We start from the raw sequence: 22,936 nt of genomic DNA, 5'->3' as shown, positions 1-22,936 counted from the left end.
GGCTGTCGCGGTCAGGCCGCCGCTACGACGGGGCGCGCGCGCCCCGTCAGGTGGATTGCCAGCGAGACGATACCAAGGATCGCCGCGATGATGCCGAGGTCCTTGACCGAGCCGATGGTGAGATAGGCGCCGCCGAGGCCCGAGCCCAGCGCCACGCCGAGATAGATGGCCGAAGCATTGAGCGCCAGCGTGAGCGGCGCGGCTTCCGGCGCCAGCGATACGATGTGGCTGCCCTGGGCCGGCGGGAAACCCCAGCCGACGACACCCCAGAGGGCCATCGTCGCAATCAGCGCCCAGCCCGCAACGCCAGCCGGCAGCAAATAGGCTTCGAGCGGGAACGCCAGCATGATCACAGTCGTCACCACGATCACCCAGCGGACCGTGCGCGCCGCTCCGAACTTGTCGGCGAGTATCCCGCAGAGATAGTTGCCGACGAATGCACCGGCGCCGAAGGCGAGCAGCAGCACAGGCACCAGTGTCTGCCCCATCCCGATTTCGCCCGCCAGGACCGCCACATAGGTGTAGACCGCAAAGGCGCCGGCAAGGATGAAGACCGAAACCAGCAGTGCCCGCCCGATACCCGGGCGGGTGACGACCAGCAGGCGGCTGCGCAGCGAGAGCTTGGTTCCATCCAGGTTGTCCGGCAGCATCACCTGCAGGGCCAGCGCCACCGCCAGGGATACGAGGCCGATGGTGATGAGGGCTGCCCGCCAATCCATGACATTGGCGATGATCGCTCCGATCGGTGCGCCCAGCGCCACCGACAGCGTCGTGCCGCCGACGATGACCGCGATGGCCCGCGTGCGCGTCTGCGGCGTCGAAAGCAGCACTGCTGTGCCCTGCGCGGTGGCTGCGTAGAGACCCGAGGCGGCTGCCATGATCACACGTGTTGCCATCAGCACTTCGTAAGAGGGCGCGAGCCCGCTTGCGACGTTGGCCAGCCCGTAGATGGCCATGGCCACAACGAGCACCGGTCGGCGTGTGAAGCCTCCGGTCAGGGCCGACAGGATCGGCGTGCCGACCGCATAAGCGACGGCGAAAGCCAGGACCAGCATGCCGCCCTGCGAGACGGCAACCTCGAGGTCTGCCGACAGCGCCGGCAACAGGCTGGCGATGACAAAGGCGCCGGTGCCCACCGCAAAGGTGCCGAGCGCCAGCCAGAACAGACGGAGGTCCATGACGATATTCCCTAGTTCAACAACGTTTGAACTTCTACGGCGGGCCTGCCGAAGCAGTCAACGACTAATTCAATGATCATTGAACATTGAAATCTGTCGCGCGCCAGGCTATCAAGCCGAATGGCTACCATCTCGCACCCAAAACTGGATCAGATCGCATTGGCCAACGTGCTGTCCGCGCTCGCCGACGACACGCGCCTTGCCATCATCAGGTTCCTGGCCGACTGTGAGGATCGGCAGGCCATGTGTGGCTCATTCCTGCACATCACCACCAAGAGCAACCTGACCTATCACGTCGGCAAGCTGCGCGAAGCCGGGGTCGTGCGCGTCACGCCCGAAGGAACCCGCCGGCTGATTTCGCTGCGCCGCGGCGAACTCGACGCGCTCTTTCCCGGCCTTCTCGACAGCATCCTTGCGGGCATTCCCAAGGGCACCGGGGAGACAGCGCTGCGCGAGCTGGCGGCTGAACACCGCGAAGTGGCGGCGGCCTCGAACTAGCCAGCATCGACGCGCCTCCATCCGCCGAGTGTTTTGACAGGTTTCGATTCACGACCCTTCAACGCCTCGCGGCTATCGTGCGTCTGCCAAACCGCCCCCGGAACGCGCCATGCCCGTTTCTGTCCACCCGCCGGCGCTCGTCATTTCCGGCCTCGCCAAGAGCTATGACCGGCCCGTGATCACCGGGCTCGACCTGACCGTCAATGCCGGTGAGTTCTACGCCCTTCTCGGCCCGAATGGTGCCGGCAAGACCACGATCCTGCGGATGGTCGCCGGCCTGCTGCAGCCAGATGCCGGCACCATCGCCGTCTTCGGCACCGATACGGCGCGCGATCCCCTCGCTGCCCGGCGCGTGACCGCCTGGGTCTCGGACGAACCCATGGTCTACGACCGCCTGACACCCCTGGAATATCTCGAATTCGTTGCCGGGCTCTGGCAGATCCCAGCCGGAGACGCCCGCCGCCGCGCCCGCGACCTCATCGAATGGCTGGGCCTTTCGCAACATGCCGATGCCTTTTGCGGAGGCCTCTCCAAGGGCATGCTGCAGAAGGTGGCGCTGGCCGGTGCTCTCGTTCACGATCCGCGCCTCATCATCCTCGACGAGCCGCTGACCGGTCTCGACGCTGGCTCCGCCCGCCAGGTCAAGGACGTGCTCATCGAGAAGGTGCGCGGCGGCGTCACCGTCATCATGACCACCCACATTCTCGAAGTCGCCGAACGCATGGCCGAGCGCATCGGCGTCGTCTCCCGCGGCCGCCTGGTCGCCGAGGGAACGCTCGCCGAGTTGCGCGCGCGTATCGGCCGCGGCAACACCAGCCTCGAAGAAATATTCCTCGATCTGGTGGCCGCGTCTCCCGAGACCGCCGCCGCATGAGCCTGGCGCCTGCCACCACCTTGTGGTTTGCCCGCCACGAGTTGACCCTCGCCTGGCGCGAATTCGTCGGAATGCTGACCGGCGGGCGGCGAACGCGGGGCATTGCCATCGTCGTGACCGTCGCCATTGCCGCCCTGACGCTGCACCTGCTCGCCATTGGTCTTGTCTCGCCGTGGGTGGCGGCCGGCATTGGTCCCGACAAGCCGACGCTGCTGCTCGTCTCGGGCTTTGGCATGCTCTTTTTCTCGGCGATGCTCTCCCAGGGCCTGGAATCGGTCACCCGCGCCTACTATGCGCGCTCGGATCTCGATCTGATCCTCTCCTCGCCCGCCTCCGCCCGCCACCTTTTTGCCGTGCGCACCGCGGCCGTCGCCGGCTCGACCATGCTGCTCGCCTGTCTGCTGGCGAGCCCCCTCATCGATGCACTCTGGCTCCTCGATGGACCCCGATGGCTCGCCGCCTATGGGGTTCTGGCCGCCCTCGGCGCGCTCTCGGCCGCCATCGGCATCCTCGTTACCATTGCCCTTTTCCGCATAGTCGGACCCAAGCGCACGCGTCTCGTCTCCCAGATCGTGGCCGCCGTCATCGGCGCCGGCTTCGTCATCGGTGTTCAGGCCGCCGCCATCCTCTACTACGGCAGCTATTCACGCCTCACCGTCTTCCAGTCCGCCGACGTCATCGCCGGCGCACCCGGGCCCTCCAACCCCCTCTGGATACCGGCCCGCGCCGCCATGGGAGACCCGCCCGCCCTGGTGCTGATGCTCGCTTCAGGCCTCGGCGCGCTGCTCGTCGTTATCGCCCTCACCGCTTCGAGTTACGGCCGGCATGCCATCTCGGCGGCCGGTCTCGGCGAAGCGCGGACCCGCCGCGGTTCCGCAGCGGTCCGTTTCCGCTCCGTTTCGGTGGGAGAGACACTGCGCGCCAAGGAATGGAAGCTCCTTGCCCGCGATCCCTGGCTGCTGTCGCAGACCTTGATGCAGATCCTCTATCTGCTCCCGCCGGCGCTCCTGCTGTGGGTCAATTTCGGCGAAACCTCCGGCGCCCACGTCGTGGTCGTCCCCGTGCTGGTCATGGCCTGCGGACAGCTCGCCGGCGGGCTTGCCTGGCTCGCGATCTCGGGCGAAGACGCGCACGATCTCGTCGCGACCGCTCCGGTCACCCCGCGTACGGTGCTCGCGGCCAAGATCGAGGCCGTTACCGCCGTCGTCGCCGTCATCCTTGCCCCGCTGCTCGCCCTGATGGCCCTCAGCAATCCGACTGCAGCGGTCATTGCCGGCATCTGCGGCGCACTCGCGGCGGCCTCCGCCACGGCAATCCAGCTCTGGTTCCGCACCATTGCGCGGCGCGCCATGTTCCGCCGCCGGCAGGTCGCCTCGCGGACCGCCACCATCAGCGAGGCTTTCGTCTCGATCCTCTGGGCCGGGACGGGTGCTGTCTGGGCAGCCGGCTCCTGGCTCGCCATCGTCGTAGCGATTCTGGCTGTTCTCGTTCTCGGATTTGCGCGATTGATTGCCCCCCGCCACCCCTGATTCCGGGCATTCAATGACCACGCTCGTCTTTCGTGACGCGACCCCCGCCGATATCCCGGCGATCCTGGCCATCTGCGACGCAGGCGCCGCGGAGGGACCGCGCGATGTCGATCCCTCGACCTACACCGATCCGCGCTACCGGGCCGCGTTCGATGCCATCGCCGCCGACCCCAACCACCGCCTCGTCGCCGTCGAAAGCGAGGGCGAGGTGATCGCAACCCTGCAGCTCTCGTTCCTCCCCGGACTGTCCCGCCTCGGCATGTGGCGCTGCGTTCTCGAGAACGTTCACGTGCGCGCCGACCGGCGCGGTGGCGGCATCGGTTCGAAAATGGTCACGTGGGCGATCGAAGAAGCGCGGGCGCGGGGCGCCGGCATGATGCAACTGACCTCCAACAAGGTGCGCACAAACGCCCACCGCTTCTATCGTGCCTTGGGCTTCGAGCAGTCGCACGAAGGCTTCAAGCTGATGCTTTGAACGAAAGCCCGCGTTGACGCTTTATTGCCGCCAGGCGCTCTCGGACTTCTGCTCATAGTGCTGGAAGGCGGTCTTGAGGCCCGTCAGCACCTCGGCCGACGTCTCAAACATTGCCTTGAACTGCGGCTCATCTACTTCTTCGATATCCTCACGCAGGTGGTCGATCAGCTCCTGCAACCGTTGCTGCGTGCGTTGCGTATGATATCGCGGATCTCTGCTGGTTTCATTTGCCATGGGTCATCTCCGTTGCTGGCTTGAGAGCGAACGGATGATCCAATCGCCAGTTCCCAGGACCGGTCGGCGACAGTCATGAGTTGATCGTTCGCCACCCATCTCGTTTGCAACGCTGGAACCCGCCCTCGCGAAGAGGTATCTGACCGACTCACCTGCTGGAGCTCGCAATGCGTCCCTCTCGTCCCGCCGCCACGTTGATCGGCATCGCCGCCATCCTGCTCTGGTCGACGCTTGCGGTGCTGACCGCGATAAGCGGTTCAGTACCGCCGCTTCAGCTCAACGCCATGACCTTCGGCATAGGCGGGCTTGCAGGTCTCGTCTTCCTGAGCGCGCGACCGGGAGCGACACGGGCGCTGCGCCAGCCGCTTCCGGTGTGGCTGTTGGGCGTCGGCGGCCTCTTTGGCTATCACGCCTTCTACTTCACCGCGTTGCGCAATGCGCCGCCGGTCGACGCCGGCCTCATCAACTATCTTTGGCCGATCCTGATCGTGCTGTTTTCCGCCCTGCTGCCGGGCGAGCGCCTGCGCGCGCATCATATTGCCGGTGCCCTGTTGGCACTCGTCGGCGCCATCCTGGTGGTCACCGGAGGCGCGAGCCTTGCGCTCAGGACCGAACATGCCTTCGGCTACGCCGCTGCCGGCCTGGCCGCCCTGACATGGTCGAGCTACTCGGTGCTTTCGCGCCGCTTCGCCGGTGTATCAAGCTATGCCATCACCGGTTTCTGCCTGGCCTCCGCCCTGCTCTCGACCATATCCCACCTGGCGCTCGAGGTGACGGTCTGGCCGACAGGCCTGCCCGAGTGGTTGGCCATCGTCGCCCTTGGCCTGGGGCCGGTGGGCCTTGCCTTCTATGTGTGGGACATCGGCGTCAAGCATGGCGATATCCAGGTGCTCGGTGCCGCCGCGTACCTGGCACCCTTGCTTTCGACCTTGCTGCTCGTCGCGGCTGGCTACGGGCAGTTCACTCTGGTCGTTGCCCTCGCCTGCGGGCTGATCACACTGGGTGCTTTGATCGCGGCCAAGGATCTGCTGTTGAAAAGGAGGCGCGATCTCGGGCCGGCGAGGGGATTGAAGGATGGAATCGCCTCGAAGACGGCGCCGCAAGTCGCGGATCCATGATACCGTCGAAGAGCCTCGACGTCAGAACACGTTGTTCATCCGCTCAGGCTGCGGCAGGGTCTTGCCGTCTTCCTGGTCGAGCGCGTCGATGCGGGCCATGTCGTCGGGGCTGAGCGTAAAGTCGAAGACGTCGAAATTCTCCGAGATCCGCGCGGGTGTCGCGGTCTTGGGCAACACCACGAGCCCCTGTTGCAGATGCCAGCGGATGATGGTCTGGCCGACGCTCTTGCCGTATTTGCGGCCGATCTCAGCGATCGTTTCGTCTCCGATCACTGCTCCGCTGCCGAGTGGCGAATAGCTTTCGATAACGATGCCCTTCCCGGCATGATAGTCGCGCACGTCACGCTGCTGGTAATAGGGATGCAGCTCGATCTGGTTGACGGCGGGCGCGACGCCCGTCTCGCCGATGATCCGGTCGAGATGGACGGGCAGGAAGTTGGAAACGCCGATGGAGCGGACACGCCCCTCCTTCTGCAGATCGATGAACGCCTTCCAGGTTTCGGCGTATTTGTCCTGGGCCGGCACCGGCCAGTGGATGAGGAAAAGGTCCATGATGTCGAGCCCCATCCGCTTGAGGCTCGCCTCGAACGAGCGCCTGGCGTTGTCGTAGCCTTGGTCACCGGTCCGGAGTTTGGAGGTGACGAAAAGCTCCTCGCGCGGCACCTCGGCTTCGCGGATCGCCTGGCCGACCCCCGCTTCGTTGTCGTACCCCTGGGCGGTATCGATGTGCCGGTAGCCCACCCGGATCGCTTCTCCCACGATCGCCGGCGCGTCCCGCTCCTCTAGCCGCCAGACGCCGAAGCCGATCTGCGGGATGCCGTTGCCGTCACTGAGCGTGATCCAGGGCTGGTCGAGCGCCATCGGTCGTCCTCCATTGCGAGTGCTGGTGGGGCAGATGCGGTGCCGCCGGACGCGGCTTGCCCCTGGGGGCCAAAGGCCTGAGTAGATAGGGTGACTATAGCCGGATAACGATAATACGAAAACCCCGGCCGGCTGCGCGTCGTGCACCAGTCGCAGGAATATGCTAGTCTTGAACTCTCTCTATATTGCAGGGAGCCGTCTTCCGATGTCCGAAATCGTTACCAAACCCCGCATCCGGACCCGCAGGAAAGTGGCGCGGCCGCCGCTCTACAAGGTCATTCTCGTCAACGACGACTTCACCCCCCGCGAGTTTGTCGTGCGGGTGTTACAGGCCGAGTTCCGCATGAGCGAGGACCAAGCCCACAACGTGATGATCACCGCCCACACCAAGGGCGCCTGCGTCGTTGCCGTTCTCGTCAAGGACGTCGCCGAAACCAAGGCGACCCGCGCCACTGACATGGCACGCGGCGAGGGTTATCCGCTGCTCTTTACCACTGAGCCCGAAACCTGAGGTCAGCGCTTCCTCAGGCCGTCCCGTAGCGCAGCCTGGCCTTCTCCCGCGCTTTGGCGGCCACCACTTCCCGGTCCCTGGGTGGCGCATCGGTGTCGAGTGCGTTGAGAAGCTTGCGTACGTTCGCCTCGATCTCCTCGACCGCCGTGTGGAAGGCCGCCTCATTGGTCTTGGATGGCTGCCGGAAGCCCGAAATCTTGCGCACGAACTGCAGCGCGGCGTCGTGTATCTCGTTGCGCGTGGCAGGCGGCTCGAAATTGAACAGCGGCTTGATGTTGCGGCACATGCGGCACCTCCTCGTCACGTTCACTCATCGCTTCCTGCAAGACTTACGCCTGACGGCCTCCCGATCAAGCCTGCAAATCAGGCGATGAGGGCAATGCCCATGAACATCAGGATCAGCACGATGACGATGCCGATCAGGATAATGCCGAAGACGATCTTGGCCAGGGTCGCCGCAACGCCGGCAATGCCGGTAAACCCGAGCGCTCCAGCGATCAACGCGACGACGATGAGGACGATGAGGAGTTCGAGCATATTGCGCTCCTGCTGATCCGTTCACAATTGAATGCGCGACATGCCTGCCCGTTCCGACAGCAAGCTCGAATGCGCCGTCCAACAACAATGATGAGCGCCTCGTCGCATTGAACGCCAGCGCTTTGCGCCCCGCTTCCACATTGGCGCTGTTGGCCCCTTCCCTTTCCCCACCGCTTCCGTTAGGAAGCCCGCTTAACCACTTCGCCCGAGCCCAGACCCCGCGCGGCAGCGCCCCGTTGCCGTGCGCCCAGATCAGAGTGAGCGCATGCCAAAACGCACCGATATCAATTCGATCCTTATCATCGGTGCGGGACCCATCATCATCGGGCAGGCCTGCGAGTTCGACTATTCGGGCACCCAAGCCTGCAAGGCCCTGAAAGCCGAGGGCTACCGGATCATCCTGGTCAACTCCAATCCGGCCACGATCATGACCGACCCGGATCTCGCCGACGCCACCTATATGGAACCGATCACGCCCGAGGTCGTCGCCAGAATCATCGAGAAGGAGCGTCCCGACGCGCTCCTGCCGACCATGGGCGGTCAGACCGCGCTCAACTGCGCGCTCTCCCTGCGGAAAATGGGCGTGCTCGACAAGTTCGGGGTCGAGATGATCGGGGCGACCGCCGATGCCATCGACAAGGCCGAAGACCGGGAGCTCTTCCGCGATGCGATGAAGAAGATCGGGCTCGATACGCCCAAGTCGATGCTCGCCCACAATTCGATCGAGGCGCTGCAGGCGCTCGAGGTCATCGGCCTTCCGGCCATCATCCGCCCGTCCTTCACGCTCGGCGGCACGGGCGGGGGCATCGCCTACAACAAGGAAGAATATCTTGCCATCTGCGAGGGCGGGATCGATGCCTCCCCCACCAACGAGGTGCTGATCGAGGAGTCGGTTCTCGGCTGGAAAGAGTACGAGATGGAGGTGGTGCGCGACAAAAACGACAACTGCATCATCATCTGCTCCATCGAGAACCTCGATCCGATGGGCGTCCATACCGGCGATTCCATCACCGTCGCCCCGGCGCTCACCCTGACCGACAAGGAATATCAGGTGATGCGCGACGCCTCGATCGCGGTGCTGCGCGAGATCGGCGTCGAAACCGGCGGCTCGAACGTCCAGTTCGCCATCAATCCGGCCGACGGGCGCATGATCGTCATCGAGATGAACCCGCGCGTCTCGCGCTCCTCGGCGCTCGCCTCCAAGGCGACGGGCTTTCCTATCGCCAAGGTCGCCGCGCGCCTGGCCGTCGGCTACACACTCGATGAACTCGAGAACGACATCACCGGCGGTGCGACCCCTGCCTCGTTCGAGCCGACGATCGATTATGTGGTCACCAAGATCCCCCGTTTTGCCTTCGAGAAGTTCCCCGGCGCCGACAACCGGCTGACGACCTCCATGAAATCGGTGGGCGAAGCCATGGCCATCGGCCGCACCTTCCAGGAATCGCTGCAGAAGGCCCTGCGCTCACTGGAAACCGGTCTCACCGGCCTCAACGAAATCGGCATTCCCGGCCTCGGCGAGGGCGAGGACAGGAACGCCATCCGCGCGGCACTGGGCACACCAACGCCCCAGCGCCTGCTCTACGTCGCCGAGGCGATGCGGCTGGGCATGAGCCTCGAGGAAATCCACACCGCCTGTCGCATCGATCCGTGGTTCCTCGAGCAGATGCAGGGCATCGTCGACGTCGAGAAAAAGATCCGCGAGCTTGGCCTGCCGGACGATCCCGAAACGCTCCGGATGCTCAAGTCCATGGGCTTCTCCGACGCGCGGCTTGGCGAGCTTTCCGGTTCCTCGACCGCCAATGTCAGGAAGCTGCGCCGCACTCTTGGCGTGCGCCCAGTCTATAAGCGCATCGACACCTCAGCCGCCGAGTTCGCCTCGCCGACCGCCTATATGTACTCGACCTATGAAGCACCGTTCGCCGGCGTGCCCGACGACGAGGCGCGTCCCTCCGACCGCAAGAAAGTCGTCATCCTCGGCGGCGGGCCCAATCGCATCGGCCAGGGCATCGAGTTCGACTATTGCTGCTGCCATGCCGCCTTCGCGCTGGCCGAAGCCGGCTATGAAACCATCATGATCAACTGCAACCCCGAGACGGTCTCGACCGATTACGACACCTCCGATCGCCTCTACTTCGAGCCGCTGACCGAGGAGGACGTCATCGAGATACTCGAAACCGAGAAAGAGGCCGGCACCCTCCATGGCGTCATCGTCCAATTTGGCGGCCAGACGCCCCTGCATCTGGCCGAAGCCGTCGAGAAAGCCGGCGTGCGTATCCTCGGCACTCAGCCGGAGGCCATCGATCTCGCCGAAGACCGCGACCTGTTCAGCAAGCTGCTCAATCGCCTCGAGCTGACCCAGCCCAAGAACGGTATCGCCTATAGCCTCGAGCAGGCCCGGCTCGTTGCCGAGCGCCTCGGCTACCCGCTCGTCATCCGCCCCTCTTACGTTCTCGGCGGGCGCGCCATGGCTATCGTCCACTCGCCCTCCGATTTCGAGCGCTACGTGCAGGATACCCTCACCGGTCTCGTGCCGCCCGACATCCTCGCGCGCTACCCCAATGACAAGACCGGCCAGATCAATTCGGTCCTCTCCGATAATCCGCTGCTGTTTGATGCGTATCTCTCGGGCGCAACCGAAATCGATGTCGATTGCCTCTGCGACGGCAAGGACGTGTTCGTCGCCGGCATCATGGAGCATATCGAGGAGGCAGGCATCCATTCGGGGGACTCGGCCTGCTCGCTTCCCCCACAGAACCTCTCGCCCGAGATCATCGAGGAATTGAAGCGCCAGACCCGTGAGCTGGCCTTTGCTCTCAAGGTCGGCGGCCTGATGAACGTGCAGTATGCCCTCAAGGACGGAGTGATCTACCTGCTCGAGGTCAACCCGCGCGCCAGCCGCACGGTGCCCTTCGTCGCCAAGGTCATCGGCCACCCCATCGCCAAGATCGCCAGCCGCATCATGGCCGGCGAAAGCCTTGCAAGCTTCGGCCTGACCGAACGAAAGCTCAACCACATCGCCATCAAGGAAGCCGTCTTCCCCTTCAACCGCTTCCCCGGCGTCGACACGGTGCTCGGCCCCGAAATGAAGTCGACCGGCGAGGTCATCGGCCTCGACACCGACTACGCCATGGCCTTCGCGAAATCGCAGATGGGCGCCGGTTCCAAGGTGCCGACCAGCGGCATCGCCTTCGTCTCCGTGCGCGACAGCGACAAGCCGGCGATTGTAGATGCCATCCGACACCTCGAAGCCGCCGGCTTCGCCATTCTCGCCACCGGCGGAACGCAGCGCTACCTCACGGAGAACGGCATTGCCGCGACCCGCATCAACAAGGTGCTGGAAGGTCGCCCGCATATCGTCGATTCGATGAAGAACGGCGGCGTGCAACTGGTCATTAACACCACCGATGGTGCCAAGGCCGTTTCCGACAGCCGCGACATCCGCCGCACCGCGCTCTATGCCAAGATACCCTACTATACCACCGTCCCCGGAGCGGTGGCCGCGGTTGAGGGCATCATCGCCTACCAGCAGGGCAATCTCGGAGTGAAATCGCTCCAGGAGTACTTCGCGGCGTAGGTTGCCGCGTCACGATCTAAAGCGCCTCGATCCAGGACTTCAGCCGGCGCCCTTCACGCTCAAGAAGGGCCGGGTCGCGAAAGCTTTGGGTCATCAGCGACGCTCCCTGCAGCGACGACTGCAACTGCAGGGTGAGATCGGCGGCGGCGTCGGCGTAACCGAGGGCCGAAAACTGACGCTCCATCCAATCCATCGGCTTGGCGAAGAGCGCGTTTGAGCGCTCCGCCAGCTGCCCCCCGTCCTTCAGAAGCTCGGCGCATAGCGAGCCCATCGGGCAACCGTGCTTGGCCACGGTTGCTGCGTTCCTCATTGTCATATCCACGAACGCCACGAGGCGCGCCTTCGGGGTCGGCAGCCCATCGAGATGCGCGCGCATCGCCTCGAACTCGCTTTCCCGGTGCTGAACAATGGCCTCACCGATATCGTCCTTGGTCTTGAAGTAGTAGTAGACATTGCCGAGTGGCACCTGCGCCGCCTCAGCCAGATCGGCAAGTGTGGTCTTGCGGTATCCTTGGCGGTGCGCAAGCTCCACCGCCGCCGATACCAGCCGCTCTTGTTTGCCGCGAGCAGCAGCCTTTCCGTCTTTCGCCAATTATCGCTCCTAACTCACAAAAGTCGTACTCTTGCGCATCATATTTCCGGTCATCGCCCGCACCAATCCATGCGGCACGAGCCTGTTCATAATGCGGAAGAACAGACCCGGCATGATGATCATCCTGTTACGGTTCAACCCGTCCAGCCCCTCGCCGACACACTGTTCGACCGGCATCGGCTTCATCGGCATGGCCGACCCATCAAGTCCCATTTTCTGAACGAGCGGCGTGTCGGTCGGTGTCACGATCAACACGCTAATCCCGACGCCCGACCGCTTGAGTTCGGATGAAGACTGCGGCCAAGCGTGTTGACAAGCCCCTTGGCTGCAGCCGGAACGGCATGAAAGGGAATGCCGCTGTCGGCGCCCAGTGCGGAAACGAGTAAGGTGCCGCCCCTGCCGCGTCGCGCGAATCTCTGGCTGAAATGGTGGGTCAGCAGCAAATGCGATAACCCGTTGAGATGTACGATCTCGCGCAACTGCTCGCTCTTGAAGGCAAGAAATGCGCCGGGCTGTCCGGTTCCCGCACTTGAAAAGAGCAGTCCCGCATCGATGTCCCCGGTCCCCTCGATAACCGCTTTCTCGGCGCCGGATTGCGAAAGGTCAGCCTCTATGACCCTGAACGCGATCCCGTGGCGCGCGGCCAGTTCCTCTCCAAGACTGGCAAGAACCTCTCTCCGCCTGGAAACCAGCACCAGATTGATCCCGTTCGCGGCAATTTGGCTTGCCGCCTCCCGTCCAATACCCGAGGACGCCCCTGTCACCACCGCCCAGGGTCCGAACCTGCCAGCATCGATTTTCGCGTGCCTTGTCTCCCAGCAGTCTTGCATTCCCAGTCTCCATTCAAAAATTTAGTTAGCTAACTAACTCATTTTTTTGGCGGCGATGTCAAATCCCTTCCGGCCCGCCTGCCTATGAGGCCGCCATCGCGCCCTATCGCAAGGCGAAGGATACGCTACAGAGCACGCAGACCCTCTGCCGCTGGACGTGATCGCCATGGTCGCCGAGGCGCGACTCAGGGAACTCGGTACCTCCCCGTCGTCCTGATGGAATAGGCCGCGTTCCCATCCGTCTCCCCTGCCGAGGCCCTCGCGGGCCGCAATCGAGGAGACGGAAATGAACCGCAAGACCATCCTTCCCATTCTCGCCGCCACGCTTATGGCCGGCCTGCCCCTGCCGGCCTCGGCTCTCGATCTGCCGCGCAATGGCGCCACCTTCCTACTCGCCGAAGATGATGGTGGCATCTACGGCTACTGGCGGCGGATCGACGGTCGCTGGATGCCCTTCTGGGCGGTCCACCGCAACGATCGTTTGGACGACGATGATGATGATGATCGTTGGGACGACGATCGCTGGGACGATGACGATGGCGACGATAATGATGAAGACGACGACTGGGGATGACTGAGGCCCTTAGCGGTGCCCGGGCGGCTGCCTCAGTTCCCCTGCCGGGCGTCGAAGAACCGGCCGACCATCCCCAGCGCCGCATCCACCGCGGCGTCATCGATATCGAGATGCGTGACCCACCGGTGCTGACCGTAGCGGCCGGTTATGCCGACGCCGTTGGCGGCAAGGTGCTCCCCGAGGGGTTCGCCGATAGCGGCGTCGCTGTCGACGAAGACGATGTTGGTGTCCGGCATCTTAACCGCGAGCGCGGGATAACGCGCCAATCCCTCGGCGAGCCGCCGGGCGCGCGCATGGTCATCCGCCATCCGCTCGACATTATGCTCGAGCGCGTAGAGTCCCGCCGCCGCCAATATGCCGGCCTGCCGCATGCCGCCGCCCAGCATCTTGCGGATGCGTCGTGCCCTGGCAATGAGCTCGGCGCTACCTACCAACACCGAGCCCACCGGAGCGCCGAGTCCCTTGGAGAGGCAGACCGACACCGTATCGAACGGCGCAACCAACTCGGCCATGTCGATCCCGAGCTTGATCGCCGCGTTGAACGCACGGGCGCCATCGAGATGAAGACCGAGCCCGTGCTGTCGCGCCAGTGCCGCCACCTCGCCCATATAGGCGATCGGCAGCACTTGCCCGCCGGACGTATTCTCCAACGCGATGAGACTGGTTGGGGCGAGATGCGCGTCGCTGCCGCCGGTGATCGCGGCCGCGACCTCCTCGATCGGCAGTGTGCCGTCTGCCGCGTGCGCGATGGGCTGCGGCTGCAGCGAGCCCAGCACCGCCGCTCCCCCTGCCTCGTAGCGGTAACAATGGGCGTCCTGCCCGGCAATGAAGGCCTCGCCGCGCCCGCAATGGCTCATGAGCGCGGCAAGGTTCGATTGCGTGCCCGAGGGCACAAAGACCGCCGCGGCCTTGCCCAGCCGCTCGGCGGCCACGGCCTCGAGCCGGCTGACCGTCGGATCGTCGCCGAAGACGTCGTCCCCCACCTCCGCCTCGGCCATCGCCCGGCGCATGCCTGCGCCCGGGCGCGTGACGGTATCGGAGCGGAAGTCGTAGCGGATGACGGTCATGGCGGGCTCTTGGGATAAAGGGTGTCTACTAACCGCCGCCTGCATCGTTGTCACCGGCCGATCAATTGATGGCTTCCGGCTCCATGTCGGCGATGACGGTCTCGCCAGCCAGATCCAGCACGACCGGCGCCGCAGGCGGCTTCTGCGCAACAATCAGCAGACCTTCGATCGGCGCCCCACGGTCCTGTCGCAGCGCCGCCCGCTCAAACCTGAGGATGTCGAGCCCGGCATCGGCGATCGCCTGGCGCGTGGGCTCGGGTGCGTGCGCATAACGCAGCGATGGCCGCAGGAACTGCGGCTCGGGACCGTCATGGGCCTCGAGCGAGAAGGCGAGAAGCGCCCCCGGTCGCATGACCCGCGCCGCCGCTGCCAGCACCGGCGGCAAGACGCCACAATAGATGAAGACGTCGGCCGCCGTGATGAGATCGACCCCGGTGCCGTAGTCGTTGAGGAACCTAACGAGCTCGGCCTTTGCCAACCGGTCGTAAATGCCCTTGCGGCCGGTCTCGGCGATCATGGCCGCTGAAAGGTCGACACCTTCGAGAAACGAGACCTTGCTGCGCAGCCGTTCGCCCATCAGTCCGGTGCCGCAGCCGAGATCGATGGCCTCCGCGAAGGCCGCGATTGATTTTTCGGCCATCACCTCACCAATGAACCCATCGAGCCGCTCGGGTACGCGATAGCCGAGGCTCTGAACGAGCGCGCGCTCGAAACGCGGCGCATATTGGTCGAAGAGCGCCTCGACATAGCCGACTGCCGTGCTATCGCCGGCGCTCGCCGCGCCATGGGCAGCGAGCTTGAGCTGAGCTCCGAAAATGCCGGCATCGTCGAGCGCTTCGAGGTGCCGCCAGGCCGATATGGCCCCGGCGATGTCGCCGGCTTTCTCGCAGTAGAGCCCGAGGAAGTCCCAGCCGGCCGTCCAGACGGGCACAAGCTCGAGCGCCTGCTCGATAAGTTCGGCCGCGCTGCTGAAGTCGCCGGCTTCAGCGAGGCGCCGGGCATAGTCCGCGCGCCGGTCGGCGACCATGTCGCCGGAGGAATGAAACGCCTTGATCAAGACGAGGATATCCAAGGAAGGACCGGCAGGACGCCGGCACGCGCGGATGTGCCGTAAACAGCGGCGAAATGCAAGTGGTGCCGGCGTACGCCTGCCGTGCGACATTGCGCACACTAGCGCACGGGCCAGACTCGTCTTAGAAGAGAAGCATTGTCCGGCGCTTTGCCGTGACGGTATTGCGGCTCCGCCGCCTTCTTCTGTGCCGGCGCCTCGCTCGCGTGGTCCGGTCCGAAATTTGGTCCCCTCTTGTTCTCGCCCGACTGCTGGTCAGCGCGGGTGCGAAGCTGTGCGCAAACGCAGTTGCCCATGGAACCATTTCGAGGTAAGACTTCCGCATCGAATATTGCGGCCGACCGAAATGCCTTGGCGAACTCTTGCCGACTGCTGACGTCACTATCCGATATTTCGATAGCCAAACCGAACATCGGCCCGGGGGGCCGGAGTTCACAACAGCAGACTGCACGAGGGAATGATCATGGCGACTGGTACCGTTAAGTGGTTCAACGGCCAAAAAGGTTATGGCTTCATCCAGCCGGACGAAGGTGGGGCGGACGTATTCGTCCACATCTCCGCCGTCCAGCGGTCGGGCCTCAACGGGCTCGACGAAGGCCAGAAGGTCAACTACGAGATCGTCAAGGACAAGCGCACCGGCAAGTCCGCTGCCGACAACCTGTCGGCGGCCTGAGCCGCTTCGCTTCTGCCAGCTTTGAAGGGCGCGCCCGGCCGGGCGCGCCTTTTGCATTTTAGCCATCGGTGCCAGTGTCTTGCCGCGAATCAGGGATATTGAAGGCGTCAAGTTTTCAGTCTAGAAATTCACGGTCGAATATTTGCGGCAGACCGATGGACGAAGCGCGGGGCCAAGCGCGTGCAATCGTTGAACCGGAAATTCGATTGAAACTGGGAGGGAGCGGCACCGCACCAGCCCAACACATGGACTTGTATGAGGGACGCATCAAATGGCATCTGGCACCGTTAAATGGTTCAACGGTCAAAAAGGTTACGGCTTCATCCAGCCGGACGAGGGTGGGGCGGACGTTTTCGTTCATATCACCGCCGTCCAGCGCTCGGGCCTGGACGGGCTCGATGAGGGACAGAAGGTGAACTACGAGATCGTTCAGGACAAGCGTACCGGCAAATCCACAGCCGATAACCTGACCGCGCTCTGACGGGAAACGCGCTTGGAACGAAAAAGGCGCGGCCCTGCGGCTGCGCCTTTTCCTTTGCCGCGCCCTAACCTGCCGGCGCGATGCGATAGATCGGCCCCGGGCTGTCGTCGATCACCGCATAGATCGCCCCGTCCGGTCCCGTCTTGATGTCACGCACCCGCCCGACCTGCCCCTCGAACAGTGGCTCGGTATCGGCGACGGTATCGCCTTCGAGGTCGATCCTGACCATGGTGCGTCCGCTGAGCCCTCCGGTGATCAGATCGCCCTCCCATTCGGCAAAGAGATCGCCGCTGACGAAATCGAGGCCTGAGGGGGAAATCGAGGGGTCCCAATAGTGAAGCGGCTGTTCCAGCCCTTCCTTTTCCGTCCCCTCCCCGATCGGCAGGCCCGAATAGTCGACACCGTAGGTGATGACCGGCCAGCCATAGTTGGCGCCTGGGCGCGGCATATTGACCTCGTCGCCGCCGCGCGCACCGTGCTCGACGATGAATAATTGACCATCGCTCGCACGGATCGCCGCGCCCTGCGGATTGCGGTGCCCGATGCTCCACAGCTCCGCGGCCCAGCCTTCCGGCTGCGGATTGTCGGCCGGCACTGAGCCGTCGGGCGCGATGCGTGCGACCGCTCCGGCAAGGTCCGCCGGATCCTGCGCCCGCTCCGCATCCCCGCGCTCGCCGAGCGTGACGAAGAGATTGCCGTCATTGCCGATAGCGATACGCGAGCCGAAATGGCGGTTGCTGGGCGTATAATTGTTCATGCGGAAGATGACCGACTGGTCCGAGAGCGATCCGCTTCCGGTCTCGTCGAGGTTGAGGGTCGCGGCCATCACCGCCGTTCCCGAGCCGCGCTGCCGGCCGGCGCTCGAGGCCGGTTCAGAGTAGGAAAGGTAGATGCGCCCGCTCGTTTCGAAATCGGGGGCGATGGCGAGGTCCAGCAGCCCGCCCTGCCCGCGCGCTCTCACTTCGGGCACGCCCGCGACGGGTTCGCCCACGTCCCCGTCTGCAACGATCCTCATTGTGCCGCTACGCTCCGTCACCAGCATGCGCCCGTCCGGCAGGAACTCCACCGCCCAGGGATGGTCGAGCCCGTCAGCCACAACGGTCGCCTCCAGTGTACCGATGCTGCTCTCCATCGTCTGCGCAGATGCTCCAGCGGCCATCAGTGCAATGACGACTGTTGAGGCTATCCGTTTGCCAGATCGCAGGAATTTCATTCCACGGCTCCCTTGTACCTTGTGGATCACTTGCATTGGCCTGGGATGACACTATGTCATCGGCGTGTCCCGGCTTGACCGCAACGCGCGGGAAGGGCAACTTGGGACCGATTTCCCGAAAAAGTTATCCTGACTCGGATGTCGAGCATCCAAGGCAGGGGGCTTTTGCATGTATGGCGTCCATCCGCGACCGACTGGGTGCGGTCACGGGCGCCGCCACGAAACGTCGGGGCCGGCAGGCGGCGATGAGACCGCACCGGCTGCGAGCCTATGGAGGCAGATGATGGAAAAGATCCCCATGACCGCCGCCGGTCACACGGCTCTCACGGCCGAGTATCAGCGCCGCACGTCCGAGGAGCGCAAGCGCATCATCGAGGCGATCCAGGAAGCGCGCGCCCATGGCGACCTGTCCGAGAACGCCGAATACTCGGCCGCCAAGGAGGCGCAGAGCCTCAATGAGGGCCGCATCCAGGAACTCGAGACCATTCTGGCGCTCGCCGAGATCATCGACGTGACCAGGCTCAACGGCTCGTCGGTCAAGTTCGGCGCGACCGTGACCTTCGTCGACGAGGATACCGAAGAGGAAAAGACCTACCAGGTCGTCGGCGACCCCGAGGCTGACGCCTCGTCCGGCCGCATCTCGATCTCCTCGCCCATCGCGCGGGCGATGATCGGCAAGGGCGAAGGCGAATCGTTCGAAGTCGCCGCTCCGGGCGGTGCCCGCAGCTATGAGATTCTGCGCGTCCAGTACGTCTGACGCCGCCTCCGTCGGCACATCCTGCCCAACCTTTGGGCAGGTGGTGCTGACGGTGTGACTTTTCAGTGAGTCTGCGGCCCTCGCGCTCGTCCGCCACAAGACTTTGTCTTGAAAGACCCTGGTGATGCCCATTATCTAGTTGCGGGGCTTGATCTCGCAATTCACGAAAAGGCGTCGCCATGCACGCAAAGGTCATCATCATCGGCTCTGGGCCGGCCGGCTACACGGCCGCCATCTATGCAGCGCGCGCAATGCTCGAACCGGTGATGATCCAGGGGATGCAGCCTGGCGGGCAGCTGACCATCACCACCGACGTCGAGAACTATCCCGGCTTCGCCGATGTCATCCAGGGCCCATGGCTCATGGACCAGATGAAGGCGCAGGCCGAGCACGTCGGCACGAAGATCGTCAACGACATCATCGTTTCGGTCGATCTCGATCGGCGCCCTTTCACGCTCACGAGCGACAGCGGCACGGTCTATACGTGCGACAGCCTCATCATCGCCACCGGCGCCCAGGCCAAATGGCTGGGCCTGCCGTCCGAGCAGCATTTCCAGGGCTTCGGCGTTTCTGCCTGTGCAACCTGCGACGGCTTCTTCTACCGTGGCAAGAATGTCATCGTTATCGGCGGCGGTAACACTGCCGTCGAGGAGGCCTTGTTCCTGACCAATTTCGCCCAGAAGGTCACCGTGGTGCACCGGCGCGACGAGTTCCGGGCGGAGCGGATTTTGCAGGAGCGGCTCTTCAAGAACCCAAAGATCGAAGTTGTCTGGGATACCGAGATCGTCGACATCAAGGGCACGGACATGCCCCGGTCGGTCGAGGCCGCGGTGCTGCGCAACCGGCTGACCGGTGAGAAATACGAAATGCCTGTCGACGGAGTATTCGTTGCCATTGGCCACGCCCCCTCGACCGAGATCTTCGCCGGCAAGCTCGACATGAAGCCGGGCGGGTACCTCCTGGTCAAGCCCGGTACCAGCCAGACCAATATTCCCGGCGTCTTCGCGGCGGGCGACGTCACCGACGACGTCTATCGCCAGGCAGTTACCGCTGCCGGCCTGGGCTGCATGGCTGCGCTGGACGCCGAACGGTTCCTCGCCGAACACGATCTCGCCGAAGCGGCGGAATAAAAGAACAGGCGTAGGCCGTCCTCGGATCGGGGGCGGCACCACGTCAAAGAGGGGGAAGCGTCGTAACATGCTCGATTGGGACAAGCTCCGCATTTTTCACACCGCGGCCGAGTCGGGCAGCTTCACCCATGCCGCCGAGAAGCTGGGCATGAGCCAGTCGGCAGTCTCCCGCCAGATATCGGCGCTCGAGGATGATCTCGGCTTGAAGCTCTTCATCCGCCACGCACGGGGCCTGGTTTTGACGGAAGTCGGCGAGCAGCTCTTCCGTACGGCCCATCGCATGCACTGGGAGCTCCAACAGGTCGAAACGCAGATGTCCGAAAGCCAGGACGCGCCGACGGGCCCACTCATCGTGACCACCACCGTCGGTATCGGCTCAACCTGGCTCTCCTCGCGTATAGACGAGTTCCTGCGGCTCTATCCGCAGATCCAGCTCGAGATCCGCCTCAACGACGCCGAACTCGACCTTGCCATGCGCGAGGCGGACGTGGCGATCCGGCTGCACCGGCCCAATCAGTCCGAGATGATCCAGCGCAAGCTCTTCACGGTGCACAATCACTTCTACGTCTCGCAAAGCTATATCGACGAAATCGGCACGCCCAAATCCATCGAGGACCTCGACAACCACCGCATCATCTCGTTCGGCGAGCCCGTGCCCTCGTATCTGGGTGATATCAACTTCCTTGAGCGCCTAGGTCGTCCCGACAACAGTCCGCGCCGCGCCGCTCTCAGGGTCAACGCGATCTACGGCATGATGCAGGCCGCCCGCGCCGGCATCGGCATCGCCATGCTCCCGGACTATGTGACCGAGAAGGAGGACGGGCTGGTGCGGGTTCTGTCCGAGATCGAAATCCCCGAATACGAGGCCTATTTCGTCTACCCGCCGGCCCTGAAAAGCTCGAAGCGCGTGGGCGTCTTCCGGGACTTCCTAGTCGGCAAGGCACGCGAATGGAGCTTCTGACGCAGGAGTCCGTCAAAATGCGGCTGTCTTCCGTCCTGATCACCCTCCTCGCATCCGCCCCGGCGTTTGCACAATCCCCACCCTCCGGCCCCGCCATGATCGGCGAGATGTTCTGTATCGGTCTGGTCGGCGGTGACATGGAAGCCGTGCGCTCGGCGATGACCACGGGGCTCAATGCAGCGATCGATGCTGCCCTCGAGCGCAACGACGCCCTCCAGACCGCGCAGCCGGACGAGAAGCCACCACTGGGCGATGGCGTGCCCTGGTCGGGAGCTTCCGACTATAGCCCGCAGTGCACACCAGCCGTCGCGAGCCAGTCGGCCGACACCGCGGAAGTGACGGTGCGGCACACATTTCCGGACGAGCCGGTGGGCGACTACGAGGACACCCTGTTCCTGGTGACGGTCGAGGGCCGCTATGGCGAGACCCTCTGGCGCATCGATGACATTGCCTATGATACCGGCGGCGATATCGGCTACGAGCCAGGCTTCACGCTGAGGAAGACCCTGGTGTCCACGTTCGAGTGACTGCTCCTACCTCTGCGTCGAGCCCGACGAGTTTGCGCGTCATCTCCACCAATTGCCGGCGTACCTCTACGTCCTGCGCCTGCGCATGCGGGCTCGCCCGGCTGAGCCCGTTGAAATAGGCGCCGTTGAGCTCGGGCGGAATGTCCATCTCGACGAGATTCATCACGGCCGCCACGCCCTGGGCGACACTGCTCATCGGTACGCCCCATGCCTGACGCACCATGGTGGTGTTCATGAATGGGGCCGGATGCAGCGACACGACCGTCACGCCCTGCGGTCCGAGTTCGGCGGCCAGCTCCATGGTCCACATGATCATGGCAAGCTTGGCCTGCCGATAAGCCCGCGAGCCGCTGTACCCTTCAGTCAGCATCAGGTTGGAAAAATCGATGGGATGCTGGCCGGCTGAGGCGACGTTTATGACCCGCGATGGCGGGCGGGCGAGGATGAGTGGCCTCAGCAGTTCAGTGAGGAGGTAAGGCGCCAAATAGTTGACCGCCAGCCGCAATTCCAGCCCGTCCACGCTCGTCTGCCGGCGCTGCAGCGGCGGTCCGAAGCCGATGCCGGCATTGTTGATGAGCAGATCCACCCTGTCCACCTCGCGGCCGATGGTCTCGGCCAAAGCCCTTACCTCGGCCAACGATGCGAAGTCGGCGCGGTGGAACTGCGCTTGTGCCCCCTTTTCCACCGCTCCGCGGCGCACCTCTTCGCCCCGTTCGAGATCGCGCCCATGCAGAATCAGCCGCCTACCAGGGGCGGCCAGTTCCAACGCAACGGCCCGGCCCAAGCCGTCCGTCGAACCGGTGACGACAATGGTCGTGAAGGAATGGTCCACGGGTCAAGCTCCATGGCTGCAATTCCGGTCCGCGCATGGCTACTCAGACACTATAGGTAACCGAAAACCGCGATGTAACCCTGCCGCTGCGCGAGGACGCCGGACGCCGGACGCCCCTGTCCCGAAAACTGCCGTCATGGGCGTCAATCGTACCGCAGAATTCTGACTGCACTGCGGAAGACCTAATAAAATCAATTGGTTATCCAATAGCCATGCAATCGGCGCATACCTGACATGTCAGTGACGGGATTGCCGACTTGGCGAGTCGTGAATACATACCCCCTCACACAGCGAGCGCTTTCCTCCTCCCTCCCTGGCGTTTGCTGCGTTCCCTCCTTGTGGGGCGCAAGCTCCACAACCTTTAGGCCTCGCCTCCCCTCAGGCGAGGCCTTTATTTTTCCAGCATAGCGAATCTGCGGCAAGCGCATGGCTGACATGTGACCCCCTCTCTTGCAGATCGGGGGTAGTGGTCCCATATTGGTCTTGTCGCTGAGACGCCATCCGATTCCTCCTCCCTCGGATCGCTGGTTTCGCGGCACGGGTTCAGGCCGATCCTCCTCCCTCGGCAAGGACCCCGGCAGATGGCGCGACCTCCTCCCTCGCCTCTGCCACCACTTTCGATTTGGCTTCGGCCGGTCACCAGGCTCCACTCGCAGAGTGGAGCCTTTTTTCTTGTCGCGCGTTACCCGGAGCGCTTTCAGCCAAGAGCCTGTCCCAGACTTATTCTCGGATGGACATCACTTTTGCTGTTCGAACGTGCGACAATCCAGGAGCCCGTTCTGGTTCAGAATTGCAGAACCGCCCCACTGACGGTCTGACACAGCGGGCGCGCAGCTGT

At 64.0% G+C, this 22,936-nt stretch carries 26 protein-coding genes; 14 read left to right on the top strand and 12 right to left on the bottom strand.

Features of this window, described 5'->3' with window-relative positions; translation table 11 throughout:
* Nucleotides 1-11 precede the first annotated feature (11 nt).
* Nucleotides 12-1,178: an MFS transporter gene (locus QQK18_RS00565; protein ID WP_284338324.1), complete on the bottom strand. Its 1,167-nt coding sequence runs from the start codon at nt 1,176-1,178 to the stop codon at nt 12-14.
* A gap of 168 nt (nt 1,179-1,346) precedes the next feature.
* Between QQK18_RS00565 and QQK18_RS00560 the strand changes: the two genes are divergently transcribed.
* The 4 genes from QQK18_RS00560 (at nt 1,347) to QQK18_RS00545 (ending at nt 4,554) form a co-directional block, all read left to right on the top strand.
* A complete protein-coding gene (locus QQK18_RS00560; protein WP_284338339.1) occupies nt 1,347-1,676 on the top strand; it encodes an ArsR/SmtB family transcription factor in 330 nt (109 codons plus the stop codon).
* Nucleotides 1,677-1,785: 109 nt separating this feature from the next.
* A complete protein-coding gene (locus QQK18_RS00555) occupies nt 1,786-2,550 on the top strand; it encodes an ABC transporter ATP-binding protein (RefSeq protein WP_284338323.1) in 765 nt (254 codons plus the stop codon).
* Entirely contained in the window at nt 2,547-4,079 is a 1,533-nt protein-coding gene (locus tag QQK18_RS00550; protein ID WP_284338322.1) for a permease, read from the top strand. Before QQK18_RS00555 ends, QQK18_RS00550 begins: the two co-directional genes overlap by 4 nt.
* A gap of 13 nt (nt 4,080-4,092) precedes the next feature.
* The gene (locus QQK18_RS00545) at nt 4,093-4,554 is read left to right on the top strand and encodes a GNAT family N-acetyltransferase (RefSeq protein ID WP_284338321.1); all 462 of its coding nucleotides are present in this window, start codon (nt 4,093-4,095) and stop codon (nt 4,552-4,554) included.
* A gap of 21 nt (nt 4,555-4,575) precedes the next feature.
* Here QQK18_RS00545 and QQK18_RS00540 read toward each other — a convergent pair whose 3' ends face one another.
* Complete coding sequence (locus QQK18_RS00540) at nt 4,576-4,788, bottom strand: hypothetical protein (RefSeq protein ID WP_284338320.1); 213 nt, start codon at nt 4,786-4,788, stop codon at nt 4,576-4,578.
* 167 nt (nt 4,789-4,955) lie between these two features.
* On the opposite strand from QQK18_RS00540, the gene yddG reads away from it, so the two are divergent.
* On the top strand, nt 4,956-5,906 hold the full coding sequence (yddG, locus tag QQK18_RS00535) for an aromatic amino acid exporter YddG (RefSeq protein WP_284338319.1): 951 nt from the start codon (nt 4,956-4,958) through the stop codon (nt 5,904-5,906).
* Between the two features lie 21 nt (nt 5,907-5,927).
* On the opposite strand, the gene QQK18_RS00530 is transcribed toward yddG, so the two are convergent.
* A complete protein-coding gene (locus QQK18_RS00530; RefSeq protein WP_284338318.1) occupies nt 5,928-6,767 on the bottom strand; it encodes an aldo/keto reductase in 840 nt (279 codons plus the stop codon).
* A 205-nt stretch (nt 6,768-6,972) separates the two neighbouring features.
* Here QQK18_RS00530 and clpS point away from each other — a divergent pair, with 205 nt between their 5' ends.
* Nucleotides 6,973-7,278: an ATP-dependent Clp protease adapter ClpS gene (gene clpS / locus QQK18_RS00525; RefSeq protein WP_284338317.1), complete on the top strand. Its 306-nt coding sequence runs from the start codon at nt 6,973-6,975 to the stop codon at nt 7,276-7,278.
* Nucleotides 7,279-7,291: 13 nt separating this feature from the next.
* Here clpS and QQK18_RS00520 read toward each other — a convergent pair whose 3' ends face one another.
* Both QQK18_RS00520 and QQK18_RS00515 read right to left on the bottom strand, forming a co-directional pair.
* A complete protein-coding gene (locus QQK18_RS00520) occupies nt 7,292-7,564 on the bottom strand; it encodes a DUF2277 domain-containing protein (RefSeq protein ID WP_284338316.1) in 273 nt (90 codons plus the stop codon).
* Nucleotides 7,565-7,641: 77 nt separating this feature from the next.
* Complete coding sequence (locus tag QQK18_RS00515; RefSeq protein ID WP_284338315.1) at nt 7,642-7,815, bottom strand: DUF1328 domain-containing protein; 174 nt, start codon at nt 7,813-7,815, stop codon at nt 7,642-7,644.
* A 265-nt stretch (nt 7,816-8,080) separates the two neighbouring features.
* Between QQK18_RS00515 and carB the strand changes: the two genes are divergently transcribed.
* A complete protein-coding gene (gene carB / locus QQK18_RS00510; protein WP_284338314.1) occupies nt 8,081-11,392 on the top strand; it encodes a carbamoyl-phosphate synthase large subunit in 3,312 nt (1,103 codons plus the stop codon).
* Nucleotides 11,393-11,408: 16 nt separating this feature from the next.
* Here carB and QQK18_RS00505 read toward each other — a convergent pair whose 3' ends face one another.
* The 3 genes from QQK18_RS00505 to QQK18_RS00495 are packed head-to-tail and all read right to left on the bottom strand — an operon-like array spanning nt 11,409 to nt 12,814.
* A complete protein-coding gene (locus QQK18_RS00505) occupies nt 11,409-11,984 on the bottom strand; it encodes a TetR/AcrR family transcriptional regulator (RefSeq protein WP_284338313.1) in 576 nt (191 codons plus the stop codon).
* A gap of 9 nt (nt 11,985-11,993) precedes the next feature.
* Entirely contained in the window at nt 11,994-12,236 is a 243-nt protein-coding gene (locus QQK18_RS00500) for an SDR family oxidoreductase (protein WP_284338312.1), read from the bottom strand.
* On the bottom strand, nt 12,233-12,814 hold the full coding sequence (locus QQK18_RS00495; RefSeq protein ID WP_284338311.1) for an SDR family NAD(P)-dependent oxidoreductase: 582 nt from the start codon (nt 12,812-12,814) through the stop codon (nt 12,233-12,235). Before QQK18_RS00495 ends, QQK18_RS00500 begins: the two co-directional genes overlap by 4 nt.
* Before the next feature lie 286 nt (nt 12,815-13,100).
* Between QQK18_RS00495 and QQK18_RS00490 the strand changes: the two genes are divergently transcribed.
* The gene (locus QQK18_RS00490) at nt 13,101-13,388 is read left to right on the top strand and encodes a hypothetical protein (RefSeq protein ID WP_284338310.1); all 288 of its coding nucleotides are present in this window, start codon (nt 13,101-13,103) and stop codon (nt 13,386-13,388) included.
* Between the two features lie 32 nt (nt 13,389-13,420).
* Here the strand turns inward: QQK18_RS00490 and ltaE are convergent, their stop codons facing one another.
* Both ltaE and QQK18_RS00480 read right to left on the bottom strand, forming a co-directional pair.
* Complete coding sequence (gene ltaE / locus QQK18_RS00485) at nt 13,421-14,455, bottom strand: low-specificity L-threonine aldolase (RefSeq protein ID WP_284338309.1); 1,035 nt, start codon at nt 14,453-14,455, stop codon at nt 13,421-13,423.
* A gap of 61 nt (nt 14,456-14,516) precedes the next feature.
* Nucleotides 14,517-15,512: a class I SAM-dependent methyltransferase gene (locus QQK18_RS00480; RefSeq protein WP_284338308.1), complete on the bottom strand. Its 996-nt coding sequence runs from the start codon at nt 15,510-15,512 to the stop codon at nt 14,517-14,519.
* 475 nt (nt 15,513-15,987) lie between these two features.
* Here QQK18_RS00480 and QQK18_RS00475 point away from each other — a divergent pair, with 475 nt between their 5' ends.
* Both QQK18_RS00475 and QQK18_RS00470 read left to right on the top strand, forming a co-directional pair.
* Complete coding sequence (locus QQK18_RS00475; RefSeq protein WP_046106902.1) at nt 15,988-16,197, top strand: cold-shock protein; 210 nt, start codon at nt 15,988-15,990, stop codon at nt 16,195-16,197.
* 271 nt (nt 16,198-16,468) lie between these two features.
* Nucleotides 16,469-16,678: a cold-shock protein gene (locus tag QQK18_RS00470; protein WP_284338307.1), complete on the top strand. Its 210-nt coding sequence runs from the start codon at nt 16,469-16,471 to the stop codon at nt 16,676-16,678.
* 64 nt (nt 16,679-16,742) lie between these two features.
* On the opposite strand, the gene QQK18_RS00465 is transcribed toward QQK18_RS00470, so the two are convergent.
* Nucleotides 16,743-17,891 carry a PQQ-dependent sugar dehydrogenase gene (locus QQK18_RS00465; RefSeq protein ID WP_284338306.1) on the bottom strand — a complete coding sequence of 383 codons (1,149 nt, stop codon included), beginning with the start codon at nt 17,889-17,891 and terminating at the stop codon, nt 16,743-16,745.
* 283 nt (nt 17,892-18,174) lie between these two features.
* Between QQK18_RS00465 and greA the strand changes: the two genes are divergently transcribed.
* From greA to QQK18_RS00445, 4 genes are all read left to right on the top strand, one after another.
* Nucleotides 18,175-18,648, top strand: coding sequence for a transcription elongation factor GreA (greA, locus tag QQK18_RS00460; protein WP_284338305.1), 474 nt, complete (start codon nt 18,175-18,177; stop codon nt 18,646-18,648).
* 179 nt (nt 18,649-18,827) lie between these two features.
* The gene (gene trxB, locus QQK18_RS00455) at nt 18,828-19,778 is read left to right on the top strand and encodes a thioredoxin-disulfide reductase (RefSeq protein ID WP_284338304.1); all 951 of its coding nucleotides are present in this window, start codon (nt 18,828-18,830) and stop codon (nt 19,776-19,778) included.
* 67 nt (nt 19,779-19,845) lie between these two features.
* Nucleotides 19,846-20,739 carry a LysR family transcriptional regulator gene (locus tag QQK18_RS00450; RefSeq protein WP_284338303.1) on the top strand — a complete coding sequence of 298 codons (894 nt, stop codon included), beginning with the start codon at nt 19,846-19,848 and terminating at the stop codon, nt 20,737-20,739.
* 17 nt (nt 20,740-20,756) lie between these two features.
* Entirely contained in the window at nt 20,757-21,266 is a 510-nt protein-coding gene (locus QQK18_RS00445; protein WP_284338302.1) for a YqhG/Tai3 family protein, read from the top strand.
* On the opposite strand, the gene QQK18_RS00440 is transcribed toward QQK18_RS00445, so the two are convergent.
* Nucleotides 21,229-22,098 (bottom strand): SDR family NAD(P)-dependent oxidoreductase, encoded by an 870-nt coding sequence (locus QQK18_RS00440; RefSeq protein ID WP_284338301.1) that lies wholly within the window; start codon nt 22,096-22,098, stop codon nt 21,229-21,231. The two genes, QQK18_RS00445 and QQK18_RS00440, sit on opposite strands and share 38 nt — an antisense overlap.
* Nucleotides 22,099-22,936 lie beyond the last annotated feature (838 nt).

It is taken from the genome of Devosia nitrariae (assembly GCF_030160115.1).
Taxonomy (GTDB): Bacteria; Pseudomonadota; Alphaproteobacteria; order Rhizobiales; family Devosiaceae; genus Devosia; species Devosia nitrariae.
The sequence above is the reverse complement of the archived record's forward strand: the minus strand, read 5'-3'. Positions and strand labels throughout refer to the sequence as shown.

Coding starts and splice junctions, on each gene's coding strand:
- QQK18_RS00475 (WP_046106902.1), top strand. CDS start 15,988: ATGGCGACTGGTACCGTTAAGTGGTTCAACGGCCAAAAAGGTTATGGC.
- QQK18_RS00530 (WP_284338318.1), bottom strand. CDS start 6,767: ATGGCGCTCGACCAGCCCTGGATCACGCTCAGTGACGGCAACGGCATC.
- QQK18_RS00555 (WP_284338323.1), top strand. CDS start 1,786: ATGCCCGTTTCTGTCCACCCGCCGGCGCTCGTCATTTCCGGCCTCGCC.
- QQK18_RS00465 (WP_284338306.1), bottom strand. CDS start 17,891: ATGAAATTCCTGCGATCTGGCAAACGGATAGCCTCAACAGTCGTCATT.
- QQK18_RS00450 (WP_284338303.1), top strand. CDS start 19,846: ATGCTCGATTGGGACAAGCTCCGCATTTTTCACACCGCGGCCGAGTCG.
- QQK18_RS00565 (WP_284338324.1), bottom strand. CDS start 1,178: ATGGACCTCCGTCTGTTCTGGCTGGCGCTCGGCACCTTTGCGGTGGGC.
- QQK18_RS00490 (WP_284338310.1), top strand. CDS start 13,101: ATGAACCGCAAGACCATCCTTCCCATTCTCGCCGCCACGCTTATGGCC.
- clpS (WP_284338317.1), top strand. CDS start 6,973: ATGTCCGAAATCGTTACCAAACCCCGCATCCGGACCCGCAGGAAAGTG.
- carB (WP_284338314.1), top strand. CDS start 8,081: ATGCCAAAACGCACCGATATCAATTCGATCCTTATCATCGGTGCGGGA.
- QQK18_RS00445 (WP_284338302.1), top strand. CDS start 20,757: ATGCGGCTGTCTTCCGTCCTGATCACCCTCCTCGCATCCGCCCCGGCG.
- trxB (WP_284338304.1), top strand. CDS start 18,828: ATGCACGCAAAGGTCATCATCATCGGCTCTGGGCCGGCCGGCTACACG.
- QQK18_RS00540 (WP_284338320.1), bottom strand. CDS start 4,788: ATGGCAAATGAAACCAGCAGAGATCCGCGATATCATACGCAACGCACG.
- greA (WP_284338305.1), top strand. CDS start 18,175: ATGGAAAAGATCCCCATGACCGCCGCCGGTCACACGGCTCTCACGGCC.
- QQK18_RS00515 (WP_284338315.1), bottom strand. CDS start 7,815: ATGCTCGAACTCCTCATCGTCCTCATCGTCGTCGCGTTGATCGCTGGA.
- ltaE (WP_284338309.1), bottom strand. CDS start 14,455: ATGACCGTCATCCGCTACGACTTCCGCTCCGATACCGTCACGCGCCCG.
- QQK18_RS00550 (WP_284338322.1), top strand. CDS start 2,547: ATGAGCCTGGCGCCTGCCACCACCTTGTGGTTTGCCCGCCACGAGTTG.
- QQK18_RS00470 (WP_284338307.1), top strand. CDS start 16,469: ATGGCATCTGGCACCGTTAAATGGTTCAACGGTCAAAAAGGTTACGGC.
- QQK18_RS00495 (WP_284338311.1), bottom strand. CDS start 12,814: ATGCAAGACTGCTGGGAGACAAGGCACGCGAAAATCGATGCTGGCAGG.
- QQK18_RS00545 (WP_284338321.1), top strand. CDS start 4,093: ATGACCACGCTCGTCTTTCGTGACGCGACCCCCGCCGATATCCCGGCG.
- QQK18_RS00520 (WP_284338316.1), bottom strand. CDS start 7,564: ATGTGCCGCAACATCAAGCCGCTGTTCAATTTCGAGCCGCCTGCCACG.
- yddG (WP_284338319.1), top strand. CDS start 4,956: ATGCGTCCCTCTCGTCCCGCCGCCACGTTGATCGGCATCGCCGCCATC.